Source organism: Psychroserpens sp. AS72, from assembly GCF_038900375.1.
Classification (GTDB): Bacteria; Bacteroidota; Bacteroidia; order Flavobacteriales; family Flavobacteriaceae; genus Psychroserpens.
On the sequence record NZ_JBBMRC010000003.1, the window covers coordinates 56773 to 69516 of the forward strand.

The window sequence follows — 12744 nt, forward strand, 5'->3', positions numbered from 1 at the left end:
TGCCTTTAGGTAATAGTCCGTCTGTATTAAAGTCAGGGATCAAAACAATTATTTAGTTGTGTTATGCATAACACAAATATATAGATGTGTTATAACATAAACAAATAAATCCTTGTTTTATTATAATTTTCAAACAAATTATCTCATTCCGCCAACATTCCACTTCGTTCCGATCGTCGCTTCGTAAAAAGAATGTCCAATTAACTGAGTAGAGAAACATAAAGAGAAGAAAAAAAATACAGAATTTGTGCATTCATTTATGCTTTTCTCAAATTTCATACGGTTTTTCACTTTCATTTTATAATAATAAATTTACATATATTTATGTTTAAAACAATTAGAATTGGATAGTCAAAAATTAGGTACACATTTCGAAATATTAACTAAAGATTTCTTTTTATGGTTATTTAATAAAATTGACCTAAAAATAACTAAGGATAGGATACAAACTTCTGGAACACAAGATGGATTTGATGTTCAAATTCAGATATCAAAAAATTTCATATTGCATAATATCTTTATAGAATGTAAAAATTATTCTAGTGGTATTGCTATGGGTCACATATTTCAAAAAGCCATAGAACTTGAAACAAATTATCCTTTGAATAATTCGAATGACTTGTTCATAGCTATTAATTCAAAATCAATCTTCAAAAACAAAGATAATCCTGAGAAAACTAGACAAACTCTAAATACAAAATTTGATTTTGAGTGTCAATTACTAGATATATCAAATGGTATAAAAGAATTGTTTGCATTAAACAATCATTTTTATAAAGAATTATATGGAGAAGAGCCCAAAATTGAAATAGATGAAGAAAAAATTATTGAAAAATTTAAAAATATAATCTTTTCAAATGCACCATTTAAGAAAGTCGTATTAAAAGAAATAGATAGAGTGAAATTTCTAGGTAATATCGTGCCTCAAAAACATTTTATTGATAGAACCTTCACGAAGAGTAGGAATATTTTAGAATATGATTTCAAAAGAGATACAGGTTACAAATTTAATGAAATAGTAAGTGAGAATGATAAGATTTTTATTCTAGGTAATCCTGGAGCAGGGAAAACAACATCTCTTGAACAATTTGCTTTTAAATATTGGAATGTTGGAGAACAAAATAGCTCTACTCCTATCTATAGGAATTTAAAAAATTTTACTGTATCTGATACTATTGAAAGTAAGCTACCAAATAATTTTCGTGATTTAAAAAATGCATGTATAATATTAGATGGCATTGATGAAATAGCTGATGTAGAGAATTTTATTTCAAAACTAGAAGATTTCCTAAATACAGATTTTGTATTAAATATTAAAGTTAAATGTATAATAAGCTGTAGAACCAATATTTATGAAAGTGTAATAAAAGATATAACTGGATTTTCTACATTTTTTATGAAAGAATTAGAGTATACCGAATCTATTGACTTTTTAAAAAAACTTTGCAATGCTACAATTGATCATATAGAGTTTAACCAAATATCAAGGTCTTTTTTGAAAAATCCTTTTCAAATTAAAATATTAGCGAATTACTTAAATGCATTTAATAGTCTACCGATTAATTCAGCAACCTTATGGGAAAGTTATATTAATGAAAGACTCAAAAATGATGCTGTTGAAAAACAAAAAAGGAAAAAATTTAATTCTTCTTTAATAAAGTCTCAATCACAAAGAGTGTCTTTAATTAATGAATTAATGAAAACTAGTACAATTAATGAAGATTTACTTTTAAAAGTATTTAATGATAACCCAGAACATTTAAAAGAATTTAAAAAAAATCCTTTGATTGATATAATTTCAGGTACGTCAGATTGGTATTATGAACATAGGAATTTACAAGAGTATTTTGCATCGAAATTAATCTCTGACCAACCAATTAATGATATACTAAAGTTTATTCAGATATTAGATAAAAAAAGAACGCATCCATCTTTATTCAACTCAATTACTTTTTTAATAAACTTATTGGATGAAAATTCTGAAAAATATAATAAGTTGGTTAATTGGCTTGTCGATAATGAACCTGAAATCTTATTTAAAGCAGACACAAATAGGATTTCTGAAGATTTGAAAATAAAAGTTTTCCAAGCTTATTTTGATAAAGTATGTATTCAACAAACATTATGGATAAATAATAATGGAACTTTTCAACCAAATGAAATTTCATTATTTGCTTCATGTCAACAGAATTATGAATATCTAATTTCAATAATTGAAGACCACAAGAATCAGCATTTTAGAACTGTTTATTCAGCATTAGAAATACTGAGATACTTTAAAATTTCTTTTAATAAAATTGAGGAATTAAAACTTTTCTTAATAAAAAAAATGAAACAAAAAGAATTTGATTTAAGTCTCAAGTCTGAAATGGTCAGAGTAATTTATGCACAAAAATTCACTATTAATGATAAGCAATATTTAAAAGAAATATTTAACTGTTTTAAGAAATCGACACATAAAGAACTGAATAGAAGTTTAATGAATTTATTATTAGAACTTGATGATGTTGAGGATTTTTTCGAATTTATTCAACGTGAATTTTTGCTAATATATAAAATTAAAGAAAGAGAAGTTGAAGATAAAGTCGGAAGAGGTAATGAATACTCGATAAATGAGTTAATATTTAAAATAAAAGATCCTAATAATTTTTTAAAGATTATTAAATATCATTTCATTGACGATATCAGAATTAATAGATACAGAGAAGAAGACGAACTGAAAATAATATTAGAAAAAATCAAATTTTATATAGCTAATGACGAAAAATATATTGAACAATTATTATCTGAAATAAAAGAAGATTATAGATTTCACACACATGAAAACTTACTTAAAAAGATTATAATTGAAAGTAATACAATACAAAGATCTATAGAGTTTTTATTGAATTCTTTTGAGCAAAGTAAGGTAAGGTATTTCATATCCGAAATAATAAATCAAGAATCATTAAATCTTTTGTGCAATAGGCTAACTGAATTAAAAACTGCGGATAAGGAAATTGAATATTGGAGAAATAACATAGGAAATTCTAGTTCTAGACAATTATCTGAAAAGTTTCACCAATTAATGGAAAGCAAAGGAGTAGTATTTAAAGAACCTACTTTTACAGAAAAAAAAGCAACTAAACAGAGAGAAAAATTCAAAATTCATATTCAAGAGAATTTTGATATTCTTTTTGACAAGAAAAAACTTAAGTCTAGAATTAGATATCTTTTCACCAAATATGGTAAGGAAATTGATGGTGATAGAATTAGAAAAATTAGAAGCGAATGGTGGGATAAAAATGGTCACTGGAATATTATTGATGCACAAATTGCCATTTTAGATCATATTATTTTTTCACGTGGTAAGAATTCAACTAATATGGCATTAGTTAATAGCTTCTTAAAGGATGAATTTGTATTATTTAAAAAAATAAAATCAACTATTGAAAGTTATAAAAGCTCTAATCGAGATTATAAAATATTAGAATCTCAAAAAAAGGCCATAATTGATTGGTCTATTGACCAAGCTAATCTGATTGATTTTAATAATGTTGCTAGAGCGTCTGGACCAAATTCATTTTATTTCTTAAATGATTATCAAAAAATAGAAACTATCTTTTTCTTTCAAAATCTATTAGATATTGAGTTACCTAAGGACTTCTTACTAAACTGTATTAGATATTATGAATTCACAAAATCTGATGATTCGGATGAAGAGTATGCAAAACTAAAAAGACTAATCAATGATGATAATGTTTTTAATCAAAGAATTGTTTCAAATATAAAAAGTGATTCTCTAATAGGTTTTTCAAAATCAAAGCATATTGAATATGCTGTAAGCAATAATCTTACGGGTGTTTTTAATGAGGTTAGAAAATATTTTAGGGATAATAGTTCTTTATATAATCAAAGTAAAATACTTGAAAAGTATGTGTCCCTTACCAACGATTTTGATTTGCTAAAAGAATGCACATTAAATATTAATGAACATTTGACTTGGACCGCTATTCGAATTCTTTTAGAATTAAAGCGGGAATCAGAGTTTTGCGCAAACAAAGCAATAGAATATCTAGATTTAGAAGAAGATAGATATCGCGTAGACGCTCTTCAAACATTATTTATGTTGAATAATCCTGAAGCTTTACCTAATTTAATGAAATTATTAAAGAAAGGTATTGTTCCAACGCTCGGCTATATGAAATTTAATAATTTTAATAACATTAAAGATTTAAATCAATTAAAGACCTTTTTTAATTTAATTTACAAATCAGAATTCGACAGATTTGAGTCACATACTTACAGGAATTTCTTTAATTATTTAATAATTACCTTTTCTATTAAGGAAGATATTTTTGAATCAATTCAGTCAATTTTAATGGATATAAAAGAAAATTTAGCAAGATTAGGTTCAGATTTATTTTATATCAATAGATTAATTGATGATTCACTGGATAGCTACATTAATTCAAAATCAGCGATATATACATTAAAAAAGGCATTATCAACTGTTAATGGTTTACAATAATATTTATACTTAATTGAAAAAAGAATAGCAATAATCAATATCTAATTCATTTCCATCATCAAAAATTAGTTCATCAGGATTTGCACAATCAATTTCTGGTATTTTATTTTCAATAAGAGTATTTATGTGTATCACTATTAGACGTAGCAAATAACAGCTTATTAGGTTTTTATCTTTAATATGATTTATTTGTAATTCTAGCCAATTAAATAAATCCTGCTTTATGCCTATATTTTGAGGATTTTTTAAAGCATAAAATATCATAGCTAAATTATCGATATATTTTATTTCTTTAAAATTTATTGAATTCCCAAAAGGACTAGTATTTCCATCTAATAAAGTTTTAGCATTATAGCCTTCAAAAAGGTTGTAGCTTTTTGAACATTTAAAAGGTAAAAGATTACACCAATATTTAGTTGTTAATATCGAAATAGTAACATAACCTCCAATAACATTTAGATTATTATTTATCATTGGCAAATCCAAATCTTTACCTTTTATAATTTCACCTAGAATTAGGTTATTAATTAAAAATAGGTTGTCGAATAAAGTGTTATCCGAGATTTTAGATTCTCTAATAATTTTCATCTTTACTGTTTCATAATTCTCATAATCAGAATATGGGTCATTAAAAAGAAAAAAACGATTTTTTAATTTAAGAGTTTGAATATTATTGGCTTTTTTACCTAAAAATATAAATTGATATATCCTAAATACTTTAGTAAAACCAATTAAAACTGCATCTCTATCTAATTTTTTTACAAATGATTTAGCATAAAAACATTTGAAAAATTTATTTTTTAATTCTCCTCTAAAATGATCTAACGTATTTTCTTTATCAAAATCCCAGGTTCCTAAATAAGAAAATATACTATTAGGGTATATGTCTAGCTTATGTAATAAGCTTCTTTCTACTATTTCTTTTGTTCGTTTAATTTTGCTAGATACTTGCGTATCTGCACCTAATATTGCAATATTCTTAGATTTTAATCCAATAATTAGAGTCATAGAATTGTAATTTTAATATAAATATAAAGTTATTTAATCCCATTCCACACACATTACTCATGGATGCCTATTTTATTAAATCAGAAATCGTGAACCTCATATATTCGGTTGCCACTTCTCTCCTTTCGTCGTTTATTCATTTCATTTATATTTCATTAATAGGAATTCATGAATCTTCGTACTTCGATTACGTAAAAAACGTGTTTACTCACACACTCTATTTTATTAAATAGGTGTTCGTGAACCTCAAAAATTTGAAATATAAATCTCGTAAATAAACCTCAAGTTACACTTTGACTACGCTCAATAAAGGCAACACGCAATAACAGTATAATACAAAAGTGGATTTGAAAAGTGAATACTCAATAAATTCTAATTCCCAGTCTCTATTTCCTCAGGTCCCAAACGATTTTTACTCAAATGCGGTATGCCTTCTTTTATCCAAAGTGGTGCAACATCACCTTTGAGATAATAATCAAAATACTGCTTCATACGAATCTGAAAATCCTTTTGGTTAGCCTCAACCTTTAAATGATGTGGTTCTCCTGGATAAGACAATAGAATCACTTCTTTACCCAATCGTCTTGCTGCCGAATAATATTCTAATCCTTGATTCCAATCTACTGCACCATCACTAGTGCCATGAAGAATAAGAAAAGGTGTTGTAATCTTCTCTGCATGATGTAAAGGCGATTGACTGCGATAGAGTTCCATGTTTTCCCATGGACTTACTCCCATTCGTCCTTGTGACCATTCTAGAAGTGGACCATTTGAAAATCCTGCGCGACTGTAATTGGTATTGTACATACTAATCAAGTTGGTTAATGGTGCACCTGTAACTACAGCAGCAAACATATCTGTTTGTGTTACTATAAAAGAAGATTCGTAACCTCCCCAACTATGTCCTTGTATGCCAATTCTAGCTGGATCAGCATAACCTAGTTTAATCACTTCTTTAACTGCACTCGTCACATCATCTAAAGCTGACGATCCTGGTAAACCTACATCATAAACGATGTCTGGCATCAATACCAAATAGCCATTACTTGCATAGGTAGACATGTGTGGTCTATCATCATAGGTTGGCATTGAATATAAGTGGTGTCGCTGAGACATTTTCTCATAGAAGTACACAATCATCGGATAGGTCTTCTTAGAATCATAATCTGCAGGTAAAGCTAACGTGGCTTGTAACTTATGTCCTCGTTCATCTGTATAATCTACTAATACTCTTTTTCCCCATTTATAATTGGATTGCTGCGGATTGGCATTTGTAATTTTTTTAGCTTTTGAAAAGGTCAAATCTGATACCCAATAATCTGGGAAGTCAACAAAAGTTTGTTGGGTATACATAATTTTATTTGCGTGCTTTGCCTTGGTTGCTCTCCCAATCATTTTATCTTCATAACGCAATACGCTTGGCTTCTCGCCTACCACAACTTCATAGTAGCCAGATTTTTTTGTTTTATCTCCATAAGCGTAAAGCAATAACGGTTTTGTTAAATCAAAGGTCTTAGCTTCAGGATCCAATTGTACTAACCTAAAACGGATGCTTTCTTTATTTCCGATGCCTTGAGTTAGATTTGCTGAAACATTAGAGTTGAGACCAATAGTCCATAAATCATATTTGTGGTTAAGGATCAACGTTTCTCCATCTTTAGACCATCCAGCGACACCATAAGTACGTTTTTCTACAGGTTTATCATCATCTTCATCTATAAAACTGATTCCTGTTCTGTCTGTTAGATTAGTAAGTGTTCCAGTCATAAAATTATAAGCCATAACAACACCATCTCTAGAGAACAATTCCCATTTACCATCTGGAGACATTCCCATATTTCTAAAAACTCCTTCTGCAATTAAGGTCTTAGCTCCTGTATTTGTATTGATGCTGTATAAATCTTCATAACCTCCAGGAATGTTAACATTTTTGCGATATAAGGTATCTACACTTCCAACAGCCCAATCATTCTTTTCACTAATTTCTACTGAAGGCATATCGTCATTTTCCAATTGCATAAAGCCTTTGTTTGCAAGATTCAATACGGAAGCAAACGTTGCCTTACGATCACGCTTAGCTTGAACCATTTGATGAGATTGTAGGCGCTCATCTTTCCAGTGCCATACATCTACATTAGCTTTTAGAGAATCTTCTTCTTTTAATTTGGTTTGTTGTTCTTTAACTCCATGGAATAGTTTTGTGCCAGTTGCGTTCCATGTTAAGTTACCATACTCACTAATAACCATATTTTTAGGAAATTTAGCATCATCTTTTGGTACATACGTAGATTGTATTCCAAGTGTTGTCATTCCAGAAACCAAATTAGACGTCCAATACATTGTATTGTCACGTTCTATATTATCATCTTCTTTTGCACCAAATAGCACAGCAATTTGATTGTTTTCTTTGTTCCAAGTCATTTGAGAATACGTAAAAGGTCCTGTGTGCAATGGCCATGTTCGAAAGTTACTTAAATCAATGACGTACAAACCATTTCCATTGTCTCCATCTGCATCAACTATATAAGAAAATAGAGTGCCTTCTTTATTAAACGCGTAGCTTGAAACGTTACCAATATTGAGTGTTTTATCACCTTGCAAGTCCTTAAGCAACAAATCACTTCCTTTATGATCTGCCTTTTTATCAGTGCGATTTTTATGAATAGCAATAAACTGGGACGTTTTTGAAAAACTGAATGCTCTAACACTTTTTACTTCGGAAATGTTATTAGTTTCAACGTTTAGAATTTGTAAATCACTTAAGACTGGCTTTTTGGATTTCTTAAGTTTATCAGCGACGTCTTTTGTTGGATCCACTAAATATCCTAACCATTTACTATCCTCAGAAAAAGAAACACTTTTCCCGTTTATTATTGTGCGAAGCGTATCACCATCAATGTTGCGAATGTGCAATGTCGCATCACCTTCATTTGGTTCATACGCATAGGTCATGAAATTTCCGTTGGGTGAAATACTTGTTTGTCTAATGCTGTTCCACTGTGCGTAATCCTCTAAAGTAAGCGGTTTTTGCGTTTGGCCAAAACTAAACTGACTACTAATAAGAATGATAACAACGGAAATAGAAATGCGGTAATCTAAGAGGGTTTTCATAATTAATTGGTTAGATGAATTCTATCCAAATATAGCTTTATTTAAAATGAGTTAAAACTCTTATTGCTAGAAACATATAACAAGTAATTAACAATCAATTCTGTGCTATTCTAAACTACCTTGTATACGTTTTACAATCCGTTCATTATCTCTATTATTTTGAACATGTTTTGATTGCTCTAATAAAACAACTGTTTTTAAGGATGGAAATATTTTATGAGCTCGTTTTATCATTTTTTCACCAGGAAACATTAGATCATGTTTTGCTGCTATTAGTGTTATTGGTGTTTTTATTGAATTAGCGTCTCTCCTATTTATTACTGGAACTGGTGTGAAATCCATTTTAAAATGCAAAAATACTTTAGAGAGAAATTGTATTGCAAACTCGTCTTTTTCTGTAAACAGTTCATTTAAAAAACGCTCTACATACTTTGTGTTTTTAGTTTTTATATAACGTTTCATTGGTATAAATACTTTAAACAATGCCTTTAGTGGATTTCCGTTTACAATGTATGCAGGAGCAGTTAAAAATACGTCTTTGATATTGGTATCTTTAAATTCTAAAGCCTTTAGAATAACTAGTCCGCCAAACGAAAATCCTGCAAGCGTTACATTATTTAATTTTAAATTATCGATAACTTCGTGTAGCCACTTTCCGTAGTCATCATTTTTCATTGATAATCGTGTTTCAGCACTTTTATTGGGTTGTGCCAACACATCAACTGCAAAAATCTGAAAATGCGTTTCTAATCCTTTGTACGTTTCTAAGGCAATTGGTGCACAACCATTAGAGCCATGAACAAGCAGTATTGGTGGTTTTGTGGCATCTCCTGTTATAATCACATTGGTTTTGCCAAAAGACGATTCGACCTCTTGATACTGATAATTGATATTTAGATCCTCTAATTTTTGATTATAAAGATTTAAAATGTCAGCTTTTCCTGTTTCAGATTTATATTGTGATTCCATTCTTGATCAATGAACTAATTAGTGATTTATAATCTTTATTTACACCTTTAATTAATGTGTTACGAATACCTTTTTGATTTATTTTGGTATTGACTTGTGTGTCTTTGCTTCCATTTAATGACAAGACTGGGATTTGTAATTTTTCGATTTCGTCAGCTGGATTGTATTGTAAAAAGTAACGTGACCATGGCTTTAGACTTGTTTTTAGCTGACCATCTATAAATAAGTTGATCTTTCTAGACGTAATCTAGTTCTTGATTTTTTTTACTTCGGAAAAGTCACCGAATAAATTACTGGCATTTGCCCTTTCCATTTTGCCCATAAGTTACTGTCATTAATCAAACTAGCCATAAAATGACCAACATTTATACGACTTACTTTACCAGCATTAAAAATGGCACTTCTAGTTGGTGACTGATGAATTTCATAATCGGAAACGTTTTCTTCATTAATTAATCCGTCTGGTCGCACTGTAACCCATTCTATAGCGATATTATTTTGACCAATTTGAGTTCGTAAATAATCGGCTGCTTTTTCATTATCTACATGAGGTGGCAATACTAAACGAAGCAACCCAATCACACATTTTTGAGCAAAAGAAATCGACTCGTTTAAATCGCGATTACGATTTCCTGTTGTGTTCATTAAAACAAACTTTGTTGGACTATCAAAATTATTAGATGTTATCGCATTACAAAGTCGTCGTGTTGCATTTGTTACCAGTCTTCTTGGTTGTCCGTAAATACCTTTCCAAGACATATTATGTCCAAGACAAGACGCAACTGCATTGCAATCGCTTACAATTTCACGCATTTCGCTATCACTTAATTCTAAAACACTTGCTGAAATGATTTGAAGATTGCTATTGGTTTTCCAGGCTTCTGGTAACTTTTCTGGTGATCTAACAATGACTTTTACCTTGTGTTTTTGAATTAAAAGTTGCTCTACTAATTGACTTCCTGTGGCACCACTTGCACCTACTACTAAAACTGTCATATTGATTTTGATTGATTGATTGATTGATTGATAATATATTTTTATTTCTATAAATTCTCCTTTACTGCCTTTCTCCAAAAGTATAATCCAAAAACAAATGTTACTATGGCAAACATAATTCCGTTTTCACCAAGCCAATATTCAGTTTCTTCCACTTTTATTGTTAGAGGAGGCATTATTTTTTGAATAAACACATTACTTACTGCGTGAAAAATTACTGCTGGCCACAGGCTTTTAGATTTAAAAGTGTAGTAAGTCATAATAAATGACATTGAAATGATTACGGTAAAGAATGTTATAAATTCTAATAGCATATTATTACTATAATAAACAAGCAGTGGCCAATGCCAAGCAGCCCATATAATTCCACTAAAAATAGATACACCAGTAAAGGACAGTACTTTTCTCAACTCATAGATAAAAAATCCCCTCCATCCTATTTCTTCTCCTAAAGTTGTTGCCGAAGCTCTTATCACTTCAACAGTACCTAATAAAATAATAGCGATGATTGTTATCGCTGTCGGGTTTAAAGTTCCTATTCCAATCAAACCAAGTTCTTTTCCCCATTCTGTAATTGTTTCTTCATTAGCTAAGCTTCCGAATCCAAAAATCCAGATTAACATATAAGTGATTATACCATATAAGGCAGGAATAAAATATGACAATCGGATATATCTCCAACTTCCCCAATTCCAATATAGAGAAGACATTTTACGTCCTTTTATTTTTAAGGTAATAATTGCAGCTACGGCAGGACACCACATGATAGCTCCAACATAGATTCTTGATGGATATAAATTTACTATGGCATAATGAAAGGGTGAAGTAAGCGCAATTACAAGTCCGAGAAATATGAAGATTGTTTTCCAGGTTTGATTTTTACTTTCTATTGATTTTGCCATAATTAGTTGTTTTATTTATCGACGAGATTGTGTGAAATTTGTTACGTTACAATTTTTAATGTTTTACAAACCCTTTGCTTCACGTATAATTTTAACAACACGCGAATGTGTTATTTGTAATAAATTCCATTGGTAGCCTTCAAAATCGGTGGTATTCATAAATTGAATTACAACAGCATCAATATCCTCATGATATTCTGCCATACATTGGTAACCTGGAGCCAATCCTCCATGATTAAATTCATAAATTGACGCATAGAGTTCCATTTCTTTTTCATTAAGTAATGACCCATCATTTAAAGCTCTTAAAAAGATCCCAACATCTTCTGCTGTAGCGATCATCATTCCTTGATTCTCGTTTTTGAAGTCCTTTTCATCTCCAACATAATAACCACTCATAACATCGTCTAGATTTACGTCATCAAGTGAACCAAATGTATTTGTCAACCCAAATGGATTTAAAATTTCCTTTTTAAAATAGTCTTGACGGCTACCTCCTGTTACGTTCTCAATGATCCTAGATAGCAGTAAATAATTCGTATTTGAATATCCATAATCTTTGTTTGGTTCAAAGTCTGCTGGTAAATCAAGTGCATATTGAAGCACGTCTGTATTAGTGTTGGGTTGGTTTTTCCAAAAATCAGTATTGTCTGTGAAATTAGGGATACCACTTCTATGTTGTACCATCATTCGTAATGTGATGTTATCTGCATTTTCAATTCTTCCCACGAGTTCCGGAAAGTAATCAGCTAGCGTTTTATCTAAAGACAAACGATTGTCTGTAGCTAATTTAGTGATAGCAACTGCGACATATAGCTTGCTAATACTTGCAATTTTGAATAATGCATCAGGTTTGGCTGGTATTTCAAGTTCTCGGTTATGATAGCCTGCTGTATAAAATGCTGGTGGTTTTCCAGCTTCATCTACGTATACAATAACGCCATCAAAACCATAACTCAAGGTTTGGTCTACTTGCTCCTGAACCGTATCTGGCAAAGGCACTATCCAAGCCTTTACTAATATCCAAGGTACAAACCATAAGGAAATGACAGTCCCAACAAGTAAAACTATTCTAAAAATTTGTTTGCCTGTACTGGTTTTTCGTTTAGTATTTTCCATTAATCTATACTGTTGTATTTAATTTATGGTACAAATATATTTCAGATTAAAATAAGAATAAATTGTGAATTACTGAACTGTTAAAAATTGAAGATGAATTGGTTTTTGTAGGCTTATTTTATCCCTTTA

General features: G+C 30.0%; 7 protein-coding genes. 1 reads left to right on the forward strand and 6 read right to left on the reverse strand.

Translation table 11 applies throughout. The features are described 5' to 3' along the window. Window positions 1-343: 343 nt before the first annotated feature. Window positions 344-4510, forward strand: coding sequence for a hypothetical protein (locus tag WNY78_RS06480; RefSeq protein WP_342872382.1), 4167 nt, complete (start codon window positions 344-346; stop codon window positions 4508-4510). A 9-nt stretch (window positions 4511-4519) separates the two neighbouring features. Here the strand turns inward: WNY78_RS06480 and WNY78_RS06485 are convergent, their stop codons facing one another. From WNY78_RS06485 to WNY78_RS06510, 6 genes are all read right to left on the reverse strand, one after another. Beyond that, a complete protein-coding gene (locus WNY78_RS06485; protein WP_342872383.1) occupies window positions 4520-5518 on the reverse strand; it encodes a hypothetical protein in 999 nt (332 codons plus the stop codon). Window positions 5519-5890: 372 nt separating this feature from the next. Next, complete coding sequence (locus tag WNY78_RS06490) at window positions 5891-8629, reverse strand: prolyl oligopeptidase family serine peptidase (RefSeq protein ID WP_342872384.1); 2739 nt, start codon at window positions 8627-8629, stop codon at window positions 5891-5893. A gap of 105 nt (window positions 8630-8734) precedes the next feature. After that, complete coding sequence (locus WNY78_RS06495; protein ID WP_342872385.1) at window positions 8735-9598, reverse strand: alpha/beta hydrolase; 864 nt, start codon at window positions 9596-9598, stop codon at window positions 8735-8737. Between the two features lie 264 nt (window positions 9599-9862). Further along, window positions 9863-10594: an NAD(P)-binding oxidoreductase gene (locus tag WNY78_RS06500; protein ID WP_342872386.1), complete on the reverse strand. Its 732-nt coding sequence runs from the start codon at window positions 10592-10594 to the stop codon at window positions 9863-9865. Between the two features lie 47 nt (window positions 10595-10641). Continuing rightward, the gene (locus tag WNY78_RS06505) at window positions 10642-11496 is read right to left on the reverse strand and encodes a type II CAAX endopeptidase family protein (RefSeq protein ID WP_342872387.1); all 855 of its coding nucleotides are present in this window, start codon (window positions 11494-11496) and stop codon (window positions 10642-10644) included. Between the two features lie 63 nt (window positions 11497-11559). Continuing rightward, on the reverse strand, window positions 11560-12615 hold the full coding sequence (locus tag WNY78_RS06510; protein WP_342872388.1) for a serine hydrolase domain-containing protein: 1056 nt from the start codon (window positions 12613-12615) through the stop codon (window positions 11560-11562). Window positions 12616-12744: the final 129 nt, after the last annotated feature.